Source organism: Ralstonia sp. R-29 (assembly GCF_049913345.1).
Taxonomy (GTDB): domain Bacteria; phylum Pseudomonadota; class Gammaproteobacteria; order Burkholderiales; family Burkholderiaceae; genus Ralstonia.
Map to the genome: position 1 here is coordinate 1714986 of NZ_CP184377.1, position 15032 is coordinate 1730017.

The following is a 15032-nucleotide window of genomic DNA, read 5'->3' on the forward strand; positions in this document are numbered from 1 at the left end:
CGGCGGCAGTACTGCTTGCCTTCTATCTTGTCTGCGTTGATCGAAGCGATCAGTCGCGGTGATAGTTCGGCGCTTCCTTCGTGATCTGCACGTCGTGCACGTGCGATTCGTTCATGCCAGCAGCGGTGATCTCGACAAACTGGGCCTTCTCGTGCCACTCAGCAATCGATGCACAGCCGCAGTAGCCCATCGACGAGCGAACACCGCCCGTGAGTTGATGCACGATCGGCAATGCCGAGCCCTTGTAGGGCACGCGACCTTCAATGCCTTCCGGCACGAGCTTATCGACGTTGGCGGTGTTGTCTTCCTGGAAGTAACGGTCGGCAGCGCCATCCTTCATCGCGCCCACCGAACCCATGCCGCGGTAGCTCTTGTACGAGCGGCCCTGGAACAGGAACACCTCACCCGGGGATTCATCCGTGCCGGCGAACATGCCGCCCATCATCACGGTGTGCGCACCGGCAGCCAGCGCCTTGGCCACGTCGCCCGAATAGCGGATACCGCCGTCAGCGATGAGCGGCACGCCTGTACCCTTGAGCGCTTCAGCCACATTCGACACCGCAAAGATTTGCGGCACGCCCACGCCAGCGACGATCCGCGTCGTGCAGATCGAGCCCGGGCCGATACCGACCTTGACGCCATCCGCGCCATGATCAACCAGCGCCTTGGCCGCATCGCCGGTGGCGATATTGCCGCCGATCACCTGCACTTGCGGGTAGTTGTCCTTGATCCAGCGCACGCGGCTGAGCACGCCTTGGCTATGGCCGTGCGCGGTATCAACCACGATCACGTCCACGCCAGCCTTGACCAGCAGATCGATACGCAGATCGTTATCCGGGCCCACGCCCACGGCAGCACCGACGCGCAGCGAACCGCGCTCGTCCTTCGAGGCCAGCGGGTATTCCGTGGCCTTCTGGATATCCTTGACGGTGATCAGGCCGCGCAGCTCGAAAGCCTCGCCCACCACCAGCACGCGCTCCAGGCGGTGCTTGTTCATTAGGCGCTTGGCCTCTTCCAGCGAAGCGCCTTCCTTGACGGTCACGAGCTTCTCGCTCGGCGTCATCTTGGCGCGCACCGGGGCGTCCAGTTCTTCTTCAAAGCGCAGGTCGCGGTTGGTGATGATGCCCACCACCTTCTTGCCTTCCAGCACCGGGAAACCCGAGATGCCGTGCTGTGCCGACAGCGCCATCACGTCGCGGACCTTCATGTCCGGGCCGATGGTGATCGGATCGCGCAGCACGCCCGATTCAAAGCGTTTGACCTTGGCGACTTCGCGCGCCTGTTCTTCCGGCTTCAGGTTCTTGTGGACGATACCGATGCCACCTTGCTGCGCCATGGCGATGGCGAGCCGCGCTTCCGTGACCGTATCCATGGCGGCGGACACGAGCGGAATGGCAAGTTCGATCGAACGGGTGAGCTTGGTGCGAAGGGACGTATCGCGGGGCAGGACGGCCGAATAGGCCGGGACGAGCAGCACGTCATCGAATGTGAGTGCTTTCTGGACAAGACGCATAGCAATTTCCTCTAGGCGCAAAATCGGATTATACGGGAATTCGCCCCACGGTTGTAGACACCCGTGCTATGCTCGATAAATTTTTCTTCGCGCACGCAGCAAAAGCGCCTGACGCAACTGTGGCCGCCAGCGGCCGCGCGGAACTGGCTTCTTGAGTGCTCGAATGGGAATCGGCGTATTGTGCGCCCTGCTGGCTGGGGCTATGTGGGGCATGGTCTTTATTGCGCCCCGCGCGCTGCCAGCGTTCTCGCCATGGGAACTGGCCCTGGGCCGCTACCTTGCCTACGGTGCCATCGCAGCCCTTGCAGCTGCCCCCATCCTCCCCCGCATTGCCCGCAAGATCACCCGCGCCGATTGTTTTGCGCTGGTACGCCAATCTTGCGCCGGCAACCTTGCTTACTACGTCCTGCTCGCCTTTGCCGTGCAATTGGCCGGCGTCGCACCCGCTTCGCTGATCATTGGCATCTTGCCGATCACCGTGACCGTGCTGGGCCGGCGCGACCATGGCGCGGTGCCGCTGTCCCGGCTGATCTGGCCGCTACTGGTGGTCGCTGCCGGCATTGTCTGCATCAACGTTGATCTGTTTGGCCACGCGGCCGCAGCCACGGCAGCCAACGCCCGCCCCGTCTGGCAGCGCATTGCCGGCATCGCCTGCGCGGCCGGCGCACTGTGCAGCTGGACGTGGTACGCCGTCGACAACGCCCGCTACCTGCAACGCAATCCGCACTTTTCCGGCAACGAATGGTCCGCGCTGTACGGCATCTCAACGGGCATTCTGTCGACCGCACTCGCGGCAATCGGGCTGCTCGTCGCCGGAACCGGATGGGCGCATGGCGGTGGCCGCATATGGACCACCTTCTGGGCCGTGAATGCCGCCTTGGCACTGGGCGCGTCGCTGATCGGCAACAACTTGTGGAACATCGCCTCCCGACGTCTACCACTCACGCTGTCGGGCCAGATGATCGTGTTCGAGACGCTGTTCGCGCTGGCATACGGCTTTGTGTACGACGGCCGCTGGCCCCGCACGCTGGAAATCGCGGCAATTGGCTTGTTGATCGTGGGCGTCGGTTGGTCGGTGCGCTTGCACGCCGAAGACAAGTCTGCATAAACTGGGCGCCTTGCCGGGGGGCGAGTCGAGGGCCGAGCCAGGCCATCGTCCAGAACAACGCGTGGCGATCACGTCACCGAGCCTCCGTGCGCGCCGAGGGGCCGTCGTCGGGTCGGCCAGCGCGCCACCGGCAGTCTATCGAACGAGAACTCCATGAAACGACTGCACGTCCTGTTGCCCGCCACCGCTACTCTGATCGCCCTCGCCTGCCCGCCGGCGCTTGCGCAGTGGGCCTGGCAATGGCGCGACGACAAGGGCCACATGGTCTACAGCGACGCCGCTCCGCCGCCGTCGGTGCCGGCCAACCGCATCATCCGCAACCCGAACACCCGCACGGCGACGGCCTATGAAGCGCTGCCCGCGCCGGCTTCGGGCGTCAAGGCCGCAGACCCTGCCGCCAAGCCCGCCTCTGGCGTCGCCGCGTCGAACCCTGACGACGAGCTGCGCAAGCGCTTGGCGGATCGCGCCAAGAAGGAACAGGAAGAAGCGAAGCAAGCCGAACTGGCCCAGCGCAAACAGGCGGAATGCCAGCGCCTTCGCAACGAGACCGCCTATATGCAGCAAGGCCGCCGCGTCGGCACGCCGCAGCCGGACGGCTCGCTCTCCTATATGGATGACAACCAGCGCGCCGCCAACATTCAGCGCAACCAGGCCGCTCTCAGCGTCAACTGCAGCTAAGCGCGCGTTACTCGAGGACGTCGTCTTTGGGCGGCGCCGCGTTACGCAGCCACCTCTGGCCTTCACGCGTACCGGTGGCCCGCACCTTCTGCACGCGACTCCGACGCGCCGTTTTCGGGTCGGCAATCAGCGGGCCGAGAATCTCCACTCGGTCCCGCGCATGCAGCGGCGCATCCGCTGTCTTGCGCTTGCCGTAGACAGCCAGACGGCACGTCTCGGTCGTCAGGTCGGTTCCTTCCAGCACACCAGCAGCGCGCACCGCATCTGCCGCCGTGGCATTGGCCGGCACTTGCACACTCACCAAGCGCGGCGGCGTGACCGTCGCCAGGCACACCATCACGTCAATTCGCTCAGGATTCGCCATAGACGGCCTCGGCGCGTTTGACGAAGGAATCGACGAAGGTGTTGGCGATCATGCTGAACACCGGGCCGATCAGCTTTTCCAGGATCACGCTGGAAAACTCGTAGTGCAGGTGGAAGTTGATCTTGCAGGCATCCGCGCGCAGCGGCGTGAACACCCAGAAGCCGGTGAAGCTCTTGAAAGGCCCGTCCGCGAACGTCATATCGATGCGGGTGGGCCGCGTTTGCACGTTGCGCGTGCGGAAGAACTGGTGGATGCCCTTGAAGGCGATGTCCACGCGTGCATCGAGTGACGTTTCCGTCTGCTCGTAGATTTCCACGCCGCCGCACCACGGCAGGAAGTTCGGATAGTCCTTGACGTTGGTGACGAGGTCGAACATCTGTTCGGCCGAATGCCCAATTAACACGGTTTTTTCAACGTCTGCCATGCGCCATCCGAAAGCTTTGCGCGCCGTTTGCCCGTAAGGCTCGCGGCGGATTTGTTAAACTCGCCATTTTATCGCAGCGCATGCCGGATTCATCACCCCGGGGCGCTCACCGCACATTCCAACGTATGACCATCGCCGATAACAAGAAAGCCTTTTTCGATTACTTCATCGAAGAGCGCTATGAGGCGGGCATGGCTCTCGAGGGCTGGGAGGTGAAGGCCATCCGGGCCAACCGTGCGCAGATCAAGGAAGGCTACGTCGTCATTCGTAACGCCGAACTGTTCCTGATCGGGGCCCACATCAGCCCGCTGCAATCGGCCTCCACGCACGTCCACCCCGACCCCGTGCGCACCCGCAAGTTGCTGCTGCACGCTGAAGAAATCAAGAAGCTGATCGGCAAGGTCGAGCAGCGCGGCTACACGCTCGTCCCGCTCAACCTGCACTACACGCGCGGCCGCGTGAAGTGCGAAATCGGCCTCGCCAAGGGCAAGAAGCAATTCGACAAGCGCGAGACCGAAAAAGACCGCGACTGGCAGCGCGAAAAAGCGCGCCTGATGCGCGAGAAGGCCTGAGCCCTCTCGCACGCTACCGTTACGCGTTGGGCCGCTGCTGCTTCACGATCGTCAACGCTGACGCAATCATCGTGCTCAGGTCACCCATGTTGCCCGGCACGATGAGCGTGTTGCCCTGCTTGGCCAGGTTGCCGAACGCGCTCACATACTCTTCCGCCACTTTCAGGTTGACCGCATCGACACCGCCTTCGGTGCGAATGGCCTGACCGATCTTCTGGATCGCTTGCGCATTGGCTTCCGCCACTGCCAGAATCGCTGCCGCCTCGCCCTGGGCCTTGTTGATGGCGGCTTGCCTTTCACCCTCCGACTTCTGGATGGCCGCTTCACGCGCGCCGGATGCCAGGTTGATCTGTTCCTGACGCTTACCTTCCGATGCAGCAATCAGCGCACGCTTTTCGCGTTCGGCGGTGATCTGCGCCTGCATGGCGTGCAGGATTTCCTTCGGCGGCGTCAGATCCTTGATCTCATAGCGCAGCACCTTCACGCCCCAGTTCGATGCCGCCTCATCCAGCGCGTTGACCACGCTGTGGTTGATGAAGTCGCGCTCTTCGAACGTCTTGTCGAGCTCCAGCTTGCCGACCACCGAGCGCAGCGTGGTTTGCGCGAGCTGCGTGATGGCGACCACGAAGTTGCTCGAACCGTACGACGCCCGCATCGGGTCGGTCACCTGGAAATACAGGATGCCGTCCACCTGCAGCTGCGTGTTGTCCTTGGTGATACAGATCTGGCTCGGCACATCGAGCGGGATTTCCTTGAGCACGTGCTTGTAGGCCACACGATCGACAAAGGGCAGCACGATATTGAGCCCCGGCGAGAGCGTGGCGTGATACTTGCCCAGCCGCTCCAGAATCCAGGCGTGCTGTTGCGGCACGATCTTGATGCCTTGCGCGATGAGCACAATGGCGGCAAACAGGACGATGATCGCGAGAGTCCCCAGCTCGAACATAGAACCTCCGTGGTTGGGTGTATTGGTTGTTGTTGGTGGTTATTTAGGCGCGACGACAAGCACACTGCCGCGGACTTCAACAATGCGGAATTCCCCGCCGCTTGCGGGCGCTTTGGGTGCCAGCTCGACATCCCACGCGGCGCCGCGATACTGCACGCGCGCACGGCGCTCGGGTGACCACGCATCGACGCGCAGCACTTCACCGATATCCAGATTGACGTTGCGATTGCGGGCCGCATCTTCGCGCGCGATCCGGCCGTAGCGTGTGCGGCGCAAACCAACGATGCCAAACACCGCAACGATGGCGGCCACAATGGCCTGCGCTGGGAATGCAAGACCGATTAGCGCGGCGATACCTCCCGCCAGCAAACCAATCGCCACCATCAGTAGATAGAACGTCCCCGTCATCAACTCGCCAATGACGAGCAGCATGGCCAGCGAGAACCAGACGGTCTGAGCCGACATACTCTCCCCCTCCCTGAATCCAAGAAAAAACCCCCGCGACGCTGCACGTCTGCGGGGGCATGTCGCTCGGCCCCCGCCAGCATTGGACAGCCGCCGGGCACTTCGCGTTCTTGTTGGCGCGCACCATGTCCGGCACGCGCCTTTTCTACCTTACTGCAACATCAGGCCGAACCCAACTTCTGCCAGGTGGCGATCACCGAATCCGGGTTCAGCGAAATCGACGAGATGCCTTCCTTCGCCAGCCACTGGGCGAAGTCCGGATGGTCGGACGGGCCCTGGCCGCAGATACCAACGTACTTGTTCATCGACAGCGCCGTGGAGATGGCACGCTGCAGCATGAACTTGACCGCCGGATCGCGCTCGTCGAAATCCTTGGCCAGCAACTCCATGCCGGAGTCGCGGTCCAGACCCAGCGTGAGCTGCGTCAGGTCGTTCGAACCGATCGAGAAGCCGTCGAAATGCTGCAGGAACTGCTCGGCCAGAATCGCGTTGGACGGCACTTCGCACATCATGATCAGACGCAGGCCGTTCTCGCCGCGCTTCAGGCCGTACTTGGCCAGCAGCTCGACCACCTTCTCAGCCTGACCGAGCGTACGCACGAACGGCACCATGACCTCAACGTTGGTCAGGCCCATTTCGTCGCGCACGCGCTTCATGGCGCGGCACTCCATCTCGAAGGCTTCTGCGAAGTCTTCGGCGATGTAGCGCGAGGCGCCGCGGAAGCCCAGCATCGGGTTTTCTTCATCCGGCTCGTAGCGCGAACCGCCGATCAGCTTCTTGTACTCGTTCGACTTGAAGTCCGACAGGCGCACGATCACGGGCTTCGGATAGAACGCCGCCGCGATGGTCGCGATGCCCTCGGCCAGCTTGTCGACGTAGAACGCGCGCGGGCTGGCATGGCCGCGGGCCACGCTTTCCACGGCCTTCTTCAGGTCGCTGTCGACTTGCGGGTAGTCAAGAATCGCCTTCGGGTGAACGCCGATGTTGTTGTTGATGATGAATTCCAGACGCGCCAGGCCCACGCCGCCGTTGGGGATCTGGCAGAAATCGAACGCCAGTTGCGGGTTGCCGACGTTCATCATGATCTTAGTGCTGATCGTCGGCATTTCGCCACGCTGGACTTCCGTGATTTCGGTTTCCAGCAGACCGTCGTAGATCTTGCCTTCGTCGCCTTCGGCGCACGAGACCGTCACCAGGGTGCCGTCCTTCAGCAGGTCGGTGGCGTCGCCGCAGCCGACCACGGCCGGCACGCCTAGTTCACGCGCGATGATGGCTGCGTGGCAGGTACGGCCGCCACGGTTGGTGACGATGGCCGAAGCGCGCTTCATCACCGGCTCCCAGTTCGGGTCGGTCATGTCGGCGACTAGCACGTCGCCGGGCTGCACGCGTTCCATTTCCGCCGGATCGTTGATCACGCGCACCGGGCCCGTGCCGATCTTCTGGCCGATGGCGCGGCCAGTGGTCAACACCGGTGCCGAGCCCTTCAGGCGGAAGCGCTGCTCGACCTTGCCATGTGCCTGGCTCTTCACCGTTTCCGGGCGGGCCTGCAGGATGTAGATCTTGCCGTCCTTGCCGTCGCGGCCCCACTCGATGTCCATCGGGCGGCCATAGTGCTTCTCGATGATGACGGCGTACTTGGCCAGTTCCGTCACGTCTGCATCGCTGATGGAGTAGCGGTTGCGCAACTCGCCCGGCACGTCGACGGTCTTCACGCGGCCGGCTTCGCCCGGCGCGGTGAATTCCATCTTGATCAGCTTGGAGCCGATCGAGCGGCGGATGATCGGGTACTTGCCGGCGGCCAGCGTCGGCTTGAAGACGTAGAACTCATCCGGGTTCACGGCGCCCTGCACCACCGTCTCGCCCAGGCCATAGCTGGAGGTGATGAAGACGACATCCTGGAAGCCCGATTCGGTGTCGATCGTGAACATCACGCCCGAGGCGCCGCAGTCCGAGCGCACCATGCGCTGGATGCCGGCTGACAGGGCCACCACGTCGTGGGCAAAGCCCTTGTGCACGCGGTACGAAATCGCCCGGTCGTTGTACAGCGAGGCGAACACGTGCTTGATCTTGTCGAGCACGTCGTCGATGCCGAGAACGTTGAGGTAGCTCTCTTGCTGGCCGGCGAACGAAGCGTCCGGCAAATCTTCGGCCGTGGCGGACGAGCGCACGGCGAACGATGCCTCGGCGCCTTCACGGGCAGCCACGCGAGCGTACGATTCGCGAATTTCCTGCTCCAGACGCGGCTGGAACGGTGCGGTGGCGACCCACTCGCGGATCTCCTTGCCGGCGGCAGCCAGCGCCTTGACGTCGTCGACGTCCAGCGCGGCCAGGCGCTGCGAGATGCGCTCGGTCAGGTTGTTGTGTGCAAGAAAGTCACGGAACGCCAGCGCCGTGGTGGCAAAACCGCCCGGAACGCGCACGCCGGCGCTATCCAGCTGGGAAATCATCTCGCCCAGCGATGCGTTTTTACCGCCAACGACCTCAACATCCGTCATCCGCAGTTGCTCGAACGGCAGCACATAGGCGCCGTCTTGCGACAGGTTAGTCATACAAGCCTCTGAACTAAGTAAAAAACCGGTCGGATACGCGCGGGGCATTGTTCTTGTCGTCTGACCGCGCGAATCGCTTGGCTAAGCCATCCGAAAAAGCGCCAGAACTGTCGTCGTGACATTGTCTGGCGCCGGACGGGCCCGAATTGCTTAGCTAAACGATCGCCGCTATTCTACCGTGCCGCAGCACGATTTCCTGCCGGCGTGCTGGAAAAACCCCTCGTTTTCAATGACCGACCTCGCCGCAAAGCCGGGCGTCCGCACTGTTTTCATCGTGTCGGATGGCACCGGGATCACCGCAGAAACCTTTAGCCACTCCATCCTCGCCCAGTTCGAGATGAAGTTCCGCCAAGTGCGGATTCCCTTTGTCGACACGATCGACAAGGCACATGTGGCGGTGGCCAAGATCAACGAGGCGTTCCACGCCGAAGGGGTGAAGCCGATCGTCTTCACCACGCTGGTGGATGCCCAGGCAAACGAGATCGTCCATCGGGCCAAGGCCACCATCCTGGACATGTTTCAGACCTTCATCGAGCCGCTCGAGAAGGAGCTGAACCTCAAGTCCACCCACGCCATCGGCCGCTTCCACCAGAACGCGGATACCGAGGCGTACAAAAACCGCATCGAAGCGATCAACTTTTCACTTGCGCACGACGACGGCCAGTCGCACAAGAACCTGGCCGAGGCGGATGTGATCCTGGTGGGGGTGTCGCGCAGCGGCAAGACGCCAACCAGCCTCTACCTGGCCATGCAGTACGGCATGAAGTGCGCGAACTACCCGCTGATTCCAGACGACTTTGAGCGCGGCAAGCTGCCGTCGGTGCTGTACGACTACCGGAGCAAGATTTTCGGCCTGTCGATCGACCCGCAGCGCCTGTCCGAAATCCGCAACGAACGTCGCCCGGGGAGCAAGTACGCCGCGCTGGAAAATTGCCGCTACGAGGTGAACGAAGCCGAATCGATGATGCGGCGCGAGGGCATCAAGTGGCTGTCGTCCACGCACAAGTCGATCGAAGAAATTGCCACGACGATCCTGCAGGACGTGAAGATGGAGCACAACAACTACTGAGCGCGAGCTCGGGAACAAGAACGGCCGGCATTGCACCGGCCGTTTTGCTTTTCTGGCGCCGGGTCAAGCGCGATCGCGCACCCAATTGCCGCCGTGTGCCGCGGCCTGCGCTGCCGGGGAGGTCTCCAGATAGGCCAGCGCCTGCTCGGTTGAGCCCTCATGATGTGGCGAATAGCTTGGCCGGAAATAGCGCAGCGCGGCGCCCAGCATCTTCCAGAAGGACGGCAAGCAATTGCGCCGCGAGCCATGCCACCAGCCGCGGATGAAACCGGGGAACCGGCCCGCGCCCGGATCGCGCTTGTGCATGAAGCGGAAGCCCGTCACGAGGAAGTACAACAGCAGGATGATGGTCGTCAGCATGTGGAAGCAGCGCTCGAGGTAGGTGCCGCCCATGTGGCGGAAGATGTCGAACGCCACGGTGCGGTGTTCGACCTCTTCCGCGCCGTGCCAGCGCAGCAGGTCGAGCATGACGGGGTCGGCTTTGGCGGCGTCCAGCCCCTTGGCATTGAGCACCCAATTGCCGAGATAGCCGAAGAAGTGCTCAAGCGCGGCGATGATCCCGAGTTGCTGCCGCAGCCAGAAACGTGTGTGGCCGATCTTCAGGCCGAGTGGCTGTTCGCCGAGCACCTTGGAGAACAGCCAGTCCAGCCGCTTGGTGAACGGCTGCGTGTCGATGTCATGAGCCTTGTAGTAATGCGTGAGCACGCCGCCGTGCGAGCGCGAATGGACGGCCTCCTGACGCAGGAAGCCCTCGGCATCGGCGCGCAGCTTCGCGTCGGTAATCAACGGCAGCGCCTTGTTGTAGACGCGGCAGAACCACAGTTCACCCGCCGGGAACAGCAGATTCAGGATGTTGATGATGTGCGTGCTGGACGGGTCACCGGGAATCCATTGGATCGGCGTGTCCTTCCAGTCGAAGCGGACGTGGCGGGCTTTGATGAAGTAGTCGGGCGCGGTCATGGTCATCTCCTGTGTTCTTGTCAAAGCCGGGTTCAATGTCCGGCCATGCTCACGCGTGCGATCAGCCGGCTGAGCCATTGCGCATAACGCGAAATGAAGCGCGACGCCTTTGCCTCGATGCCAATCGTGACGACCGGCTTGTTGTGCAGGACTGCGCGTAGCATCGCCTTGGCCACGGTCTCGGGCTTGAGGCCGCGTAACTGGTAGAGCTTGGTCGCGCGGGCGCGCAGTTGGGCCTGTTGCGCCTCCGTTGTGCCGGCGTAGACGGTGGAGGCCATGATCCCGGTCTCGGCAAAGCCGGGGCAGATTGCCGACACGCCGATGCCCTGCCCGGCCAGTTCGCCGCGCATGCATTCAGACAGCATCAGCACCGCAGCCTTCGTCGTCGCATAGGCAGCAAGATCGCGCGACGGGGCAAAGGCTGCCGCCGACGCGGTATTCAGGATGTGCCCACCGTGCCCGCGCGCCACCATCTGCCTGGCGAACAACCGCGCACCATGGATCACGCCCCACACGTTCACGTGCAGGATGCGTTGCCAGTCGCGCTCAGACGTGTCGACAATGCCGCCTGCCATGCCGATGCCCGCGTTGTTGACGACGATGTCGGCGCCGCCGAGCGCCTTGCCGACCCAGTCCACCAGCGCTTCCATCTGTTCAGCGTTACCAACGTCGACGGTACGTGCCCACGCCTTGCCGCCCGTCAGGCGGATGAGCGTGGCGGTGCGTTCTGCGTCTTCGGTGCGAATGTCGACGGCGACGATGGCTGCGCCCTGCTCCGCGAATTCCAGCGCCGCGCAACGACCAATGCCGCTGCCTGCCCCCGTGATGACGGCCAGCTTGCCGGACAGCGGTTTGCGCTCGCCATGTTGACGCGCGCGTTGTAGTGCTTCGGATTCCGGCTTGCCCTCGGCGTGCTCGATCAGCTCGCGCGCCATCTCGGCCATGCGTGCGGCATGCGTGACCGGCAGCCAGTGCCGCGCTACAACTTCGCGCCGCCAATACTGCGGCACCCAGCGTGACAAGTCTTCCGACAGCGCGGGGCTGACGTACTTGTCCAGCGTGGGCACGATCACCTGCACCGGCGCGTGTGCGTATCGCTTGCGCGGCGTGAACAGGCTGCGGATGAAGTTAGCGCGATACAGCGAAACGCCATGCACGCCGTCTGCCGTTTGCGTGGCGCGCGGTGCGATGGTGGTCTTTTCCACGCGACGCAGCACGCGCGGCCAGGCACGCCCCAGCCACAAGCGCCAGCTCAACTCCGGCACCATCGGCAGGTGAAACAGCAGCACGTACCACGAGCGCACAAGTTGCCCCAGCATCTTGCCCAGCGACGACGGCGTCGGCCGCAGCAGGCGCTGGCGCATCCAATAACCAACGTGGTCTAGGCAAGGCCCCGAGCACGACGTGTACGAGGCAATGCGCCCGCGCAGGCGCTCCTCCGTCACGAACTCCCACGACTGGATCGAACCCCAGTCATGCGCGATCAGGTGGACAGGTTTGCTTGGGCTCAGCGTATCGATGACGGCAATGAAGTCATCGGTGAGCCGCGCGAAGGTGTAATGGCGAAACCCCTTCGGCGCGCTCGACCGCCCGGCACCGCGCACGTCATAGGCGATGACGTAGTAGTCGCGCGCGAGCAGCGGCGCCATGTCGTGCCAGATCTCGCTGTTGTCGGGATAGCCATGAACGAGCACGACGGTCGGGTGCGCCGGGTCGCCCCAGGTCTTGACGGCAAGCGTGACGTTGCCGGATTGCACGGAGCGATCGGCACGTGGACGCCCGGCGGCCGGTTCGAACAGCGCCAGCGGAGCCTCTTCGAGAAGCGTTTTCATCGGAGCCTCCTCGCGCGTCAGGCAGCACGTTGCTGCGCGAGCTGGCGTCGCTGCCAGCGGCGCACGTGCGGCAGGTCGTCGTCGAGCCAGTAGGCGTCGTCTTCGGTAATAACGAGCAGCTCTTCAAACTTGGCGCCCACGCCATGGAAGCCCAAGTGCGGCTCGACGGCCCACAGGCCCGGCACGGGTGCGTGCTCGGAGCGGCGATCGATCGACCACAGTGGCGACCAGCCTTCCTGCTTGCCGCTGCGCACTTGGTCAAGGATCAGGTTGCGCGTGGCGTTCAGCCCGAAGCGCGCCACGAAGTGCGGCTTCGACGTTTTCTCTAGCTTGGCGACGCGATGCGCCAGCACCTTGAACGGGTACGCCTTGTGACGCGGTTCCACGCCCTGCTTCATGCAAAGCTGATCCACTGCCCGCGCCACTTCGGCCATGGGGCGGCGCTCGCGGATCAGGCGCACGATCAACTCACGGTGCGCCATCAGATCATCCAGCAGCTGTTCGAGGATGGCGTTTTCGCCGAGACACATCGCGTAGCCCACATCGGCGATCACGCCATCGCGCACCGGCGCCACATCGAGGATGACCGGCATGTTGGCCTCCAGCCGCCGCGACGACGGGAAGAACGCCAGGTTGAAGCCCGCCATGTGCGTCAGGCCGGAAAAGCCCTGGAACGCCGTGCGATCGCCAAACCAGGCGAACGGCTTGTGCAGCCAGTCATGGACGCCGCGGTCGCCCAGCCATTCCGTGAGCAGCTTGGCGGCGTCTTTCTCCGTCATGCCGGGTCGCAACATTGCACCGACCGCCTCGACGCACTGGTAGGCGAGCTGCTGGATTTCGCGAAACTGCGCGAGTTCGTCGACGTTGACCTGCGCCACCGTGGGGTTCGGCATGGCGGTCTCCTTGAGTTTGGTTATCGAGGGGCGCTCAATGGCACCGATCTCAATGTTCCATTACTCAATGTCAAAGTCAATGCGGAATGTTTCTGGCGTTTGAAAACGCCATGTGATGCGTAGTCGACGAGAAAGGGGGAGAAATCAGCCAGCGCGACGCTGGCGCACGGCCTCGAACAGGCAGATGGCGGCCGCGGCAGCCACATTGAGCGATTCCATGCCGCCCGGCTGCGGAATGACGACGGGCGTGGTCACGGCGGAAAGCCAGGCGTCGGACACGCCAGCGCCTTCGCTGCCGAAGACCCAACCGACAGGCGCCTTAAGCGGCACATCAAACACCGCCTGCTTTGCGTGTGAAGACGTCGCCAACAGCGGCACCTGCAGGCGCGGCTGCACGCTCTCGAAGGTGCAGTGCTCGACGATATTGAGATGGAAATGCGCGCCCATCGCCGCGCGCAGCGTCTTGGCCGACCACGCGAATGCGCAACCCGCGGTCATGAAGACATCGCGCACCCCCGCCGCTGCCGCGCAGCGCAGGATGGAGCCCACATTGCCGGCATCCTGAATGCCGTCGAGGATCACGCAATCCGCATCGATCGTCTTCGGCAGATGGCCTTCCGGCGTATCGATCACGGCCATCAGATCGATGCCGTTGACGACCGTCGTGAGCTGCCCAAACAGGCTGTCGGCCAGCAGGATGATGGATTGCGAATCGACGCGTTTAAGCAGCGGCGCCACCTCCGGATGCGCAACATGACGCTCGGAAACCAGCACCTGAGCGGGTGTATGCCCGGCATCCAGGTAAGCCGCGACCAGATGCACGCCGTCGAGCACGGATTGACCCGCACGCCGCCGGTGCTGCGTCGAGCCTGACAGCGCCTTGAGATGCTTGAACACCGCGTTGTCGCGGGAGGTGATGTGCTTCACGAAACGGTCCAGCGGAGGAAGGTCAATCGTCCCAGGCGGTGGCTGCGGTGGCGGCTTCGGCGTTGATCGCCGTCAGGCCCTCCAGCGCACGGCGCACGGGTGCGAACGAACGGCGGTGATGCGGCGTCACGCCATGCAAATCGATGGCGGCCAGATGTTGCGGCGTGCCATATCCGGCATGGACGTCGAAACCATAGTGCGGAAACTCAATATGCAGCGCGGCCAGTTGGCGGTCACGCGTGACCTTGGCCAGGATCGACGCCGCAGAAATGGCGGGCACCAGCGCATCGCCCTTGACGATGGCTTCCACCGCAAACGCCACCTGCGGGCAACGGTTGCCGTCCACCTGCACGAGGTCGGGCAACGTGCCCGATGCCGCCACGCCCTGCACCGCACGCTGCATGGCCAGCATGGTCGCGTGCAGGATGTTGATGCGATCGATTTCCTCGACCGTCGCTTCGGCCACGTGCCAAGCGACCGCCTTTTCGACGATTTCGTCGTACAGCGCCTCGCGCTTCTTGGCGGTGAGGATCTTGGAGTCGGCCAGGCCTTTGATCGGCTTGCGCGGATTCAGGATCACGGCAGCGGCTGTCACAGGCCCAGCCAGCGGCCCACGCCCAGCTTCGTCCACGCCGCAAAGAATGCGGCGCGCGCGCTTGGCCGCCGGTTCTTGCGACAGCGGCAGACCAAGCTGATCGGGATCGGGTTTACGGGAAACCATGGCGTCAGTAC

At 63.5% G+C, this 15032-nt stretch carries 15 protein-coding genes; 4 read left to right on the forward strand and 11 right to left on the reverse strand.

Annotated elements, in window-relative coordinates:
• Positions 1 to 49: 49 nt before the first annotated feature.
• Positions 50 to 1513 (reverse strand): IMP dehydrogenase, encoded by a 1464-nt coding sequence (guaB, locus tag ACN9M1_RS08045; protein WP_092970514.1) that lies wholly within the window; start codon positions 1511 to 1513, stop codon positions 50 to 52.
• Positions 1514 to 1676: 163 nt separating this feature from the next.
• Between guaB and ACN9M1_RS08050 the strand changes: the two genes are divergently transcribed.
• Both ACN9M1_RS08050 and ACN9M1_RS08055 read left to right on the forward strand, forming a co-directional pair.
• Positions 1677 to 2621 carry a DMT family transporter gene (locus tag ACN9M1_RS08050; RefSeq protein ID WP_426398688.1) on the forward strand — a complete coding sequence of 315 codons (945 nt, stop codon included), beginning with the start codon at positions 1677 to 1679 and terminating at the stop codon, positions 2619 to 2621.
• Positions 2622 to 2774: 153 nt separating this feature from the next.
• Positions 2775 to 3299 (forward strand): DUF4124 domain-containing protein, encoded by a 525-nt coding sequence (locus tag ACN9M1_RS08055; protein WP_426398689.1) that lies wholly within the window; start codon positions 2775 to 2777, stop codon positions 3297 to 3299.
• A gap of 7 nt (positions 3300 to 3306) precedes the next feature.
• Here ACN9M1_RS08055 and ACN9M1_RS08060 read toward each other — a convergent pair whose 3' ends face one another.
• Entirely contained in the window at positions 3307 to 3663 is a 357-nt protein-coding gene (locus ACN9M1_RS08060) for an RnfH family protein (RefSeq protein ID WP_426398690.1), read from the reverse strand.
• Positions 3650 to 4087, reverse strand: a complete 438-nt coding sequence (locus tag ACN9M1_RS08065; RefSeq protein WP_426398691.1) for a type II toxin-antitoxin system RatA family toxin — start codon at positions 4085 to 4087, stop codon at positions 3650 to 3652. The genes ACN9M1_RS08060 and ACN9M1_RS08065 overlap by 14 nt, the downstream gene beginning before the upstream one ends.
• A gap of 125 nt (positions 4088 to 4212) precedes the next feature.
• On the opposite strand from ACN9M1_RS08065, the gene smpB reads away from it, so the two are divergent.
• Complete coding sequence (gene smpB, locus ACN9M1_RS08070) at positions 4213 to 4659, forward strand: SsrA-binding protein SmpB (protein WP_012435465.1); 447 nt, start codon at positions 4213 to 4215, stop codon at positions 4657 to 4659.
• Positions 4660 to 4678: 19 nt separating this feature from the next.
• On the opposite strand, the gene ACN9M1_RS08075 is transcribed toward smpB, so the two are convergent.
• From ACN9M1_RS08075 to ppsA, 3 genes are all read right to left on the reverse strand, one after another.
• The gene (locus ACN9M1_RS08075; RefSeq protein ID WP_426398692.1) at positions 4679 to 5605 is read right to left on the reverse strand and encodes an SPFH domain-containing protein; all 927 of its coding nucleotides are present in this window, start codon (positions 5603 to 5605) and stop codon (positions 4679 to 4681) included.
• Between the two features lie 39 nt (positions 5606 to 5644).
• Complete coding sequence (locus ACN9M1_RS08080) at positions 5645 to 6070, reverse strand: NfeD family protein (protein WP_426398693.1); 426 nt, start codon at positions 6068 to 6070, stop codon at positions 5645 to 5647.
• A 161-nt stretch (positions 6071 to 6231) separates the two neighbouring features.
• The gene (ppsA, locus tag ACN9M1_RS08085) at positions 6232 to 8619 is read right to left on the reverse strand and encodes a phosphoenolpyruvate synthase (protein ID WP_426398694.1); all 2388 of its coding nucleotides are present in this window, start codon (positions 8617 to 8619) and stop codon (positions 6232 to 6234) included.
• A 229-nt stretch (positions 8620 to 8848) separates the two neighbouring features.
• Here ppsA and ppsR point away from each other — a divergent pair, with 229 nt between their 5' ends.
• Complete coding sequence (gene ppsR, locus ACN9M1_RS08090) at positions 8849 to 9688, forward strand: posphoenolpyruvate synthetase regulatory kinase/phosphorylase PpsR (RefSeq protein WP_426398695.1); 840 nt, start codon at positions 8849 to 8851, stop codon at positions 9686 to 9688.
• Between the two features lie 63 nt (positions 9689 to 9751).
• On the opposite strand, the gene ACN9M1_RS08095 is transcribed toward ppsR, so the two are convergent.
• From ACN9M1_RS08095 to rnhB, 5 genes are all read right to left on the reverse strand, one after another.
• A complete protein-coding gene (locus tag ACN9M1_RS08095) occupies positions 9752 to 10654 on the reverse strand; it encodes a metal-dependent hydrolase (RefSeq protein ID WP_426398696.1) in 903 nt (300 codons plus the stop codon).
• Between the two features lie 26 nt (positions 10655 to 10680).
• Positions 10681 to 12480, reverse strand: a complete 1800-nt coding sequence (locus ACN9M1_RS08100; protein ID WP_426398697.1) for an SDR family oxidoreductase — start codon at positions 12478 to 12480, stop codon at positions 10681 to 10683.
• 17 nt (positions 12481 to 12497) lie between these two features.
• The gene (locus ACN9M1_RS08105; protein WP_426398698.1) at positions 12498 to 13373 is read right to left on the reverse strand and encodes a M24 family metallopeptidase; all 876 of its coding nucleotides are present in this window, start codon (positions 13371 to 13373) and stop codon (positions 12498 to 12500) included.
• A 144-nt stretch (positions 13374 to 13517) separates the two neighbouring features.
• Positions 13518 to 14300, reverse strand: a complete 783-nt coding sequence (locus tag ACN9M1_RS08110; RefSeq protein WP_426398699.1) for a TrmH family RNA methyltransferase — start codon at positions 14298 to 14300, stop codon at positions 13518 to 13520.
• 22 nt (positions 14301 to 14322) lie between these two features.
• Positions 14323 to 15021, reverse strand: coding sequence for a ribonuclease HII (gene rnhB, locus ACN9M1_RS08115; protein ID WP_426398700.1), 699 nt, complete (start codon positions 15019 to 15021; stop codon positions 14323 to 14325).
• Between the last annotated feature and the right edge of the window lie 11 nt (positions 15022 to 15032).

What these genes read in the sequence shown, in the direction of transcription:
- ACN9M1_RS08080 (WP_426398693.1), bottom strand. Translation starts at nt 6,070, where the DNA reads ATGTCGGCTCAGACCGTCTGGTTCTCGCTGGCCATGCTGCTCGTCATT.
- ACN9M1_RS08065 (WP_426398691.1), bottom strand. Translation starts at nt 4,087, where the DNA reads ATGGCAGACGTTGAAAAAACCGTGTTAATTGGGCATTCGGCCGAACAG.
- rnhB (WP_426398700.1), bottom strand. Translation starts at nt 15,021, where the DNA reads ATGGTTTCCCGTAAACCCGATCCCGATCAGCTTGGTCTGCCGCTGTCG.
- ACN9M1_RS08050 (WP_426398688.1), top strand. Translation starts at nt 1,677, where the DNA reads ATGGGAATCGGCGTATTGTGCGCCCTGCTGGCTGGGGCTATGTGGGGC.
- ACN9M1_RS08055 (WP_426398689.1), top strand. Translation starts at nt 2,775, where the DNA reads ATGAAACGACTGCACGTCCTGTTGCCCGCCACCGCTACTCTGATCGCC.
- smpB (WP_012435465.1), top strand. Translation starts at nt 4,213, where the DNA reads ATGACCATCGCCGATAACAAGAAAGCCTTTTTCGATTACTTCATCGAA.
- ACN9M1_RS08075 (WP_426398692.1), bottom strand. Translation starts at nt 5,605, where the DNA reads ATGTTCGAGCTGGGGACTCTCGCGATCATCGTCCTGTTTGCCGCCATT.
- ACN9M1_RS08100 (WP_426398697.1), bottom strand. Translation starts at nt 12,480, where the DNA reads ATGAAAACGCTTCTCGAAGAGGCTCCGCTGGCGCTGTTCGAACCGGCC.
- ACN9M1_RS08105 (WP_426398698.1), bottom strand. Translation starts at nt 13,373, where the DNA reads ATGCCGAACCCCACGGTGGCGCAGGTCAACGTCGACGAACTCGCGCAG.
- ACN9M1_RS08095 (WP_426398696.1), bottom strand. Translation starts at nt 10,654, where the DNA reads ATGACCATGACCGCGCCCGACTACTTCATCAAAGCCCGCCACGTCCGC.
- ppsR (WP_426398695.1), top strand. Translation starts at nt 8,849, where the DNA reads ATGACCGACCTCGCCGCAAAGCCGGGCGTCCGCACTGTTTTCATCGTG.
- ACN9M1_RS08060 (WP_426398690.1), bottom strand. Translation starts at nt 3,663, where the DNA reads ATGGCGAATCCTGAGCGAATTGACGTGATGGTGTGCCTGGCGACGGTC.
- ppsA (WP_426398694.1), bottom strand. Translation starts at nt 8,619, where the DNA reads ATGACTAACCTGTCGCAAGACGGCGCCTATGTGCTGCCGTTCGAGCAA.
- guaB (WP_092970514.1), bottom strand. Translation starts at nt 1,513, where the DNA reads ATGCGTCTTGTCCAGAAAGCACTCACATTCGATGACGTGCTGCTCGTC.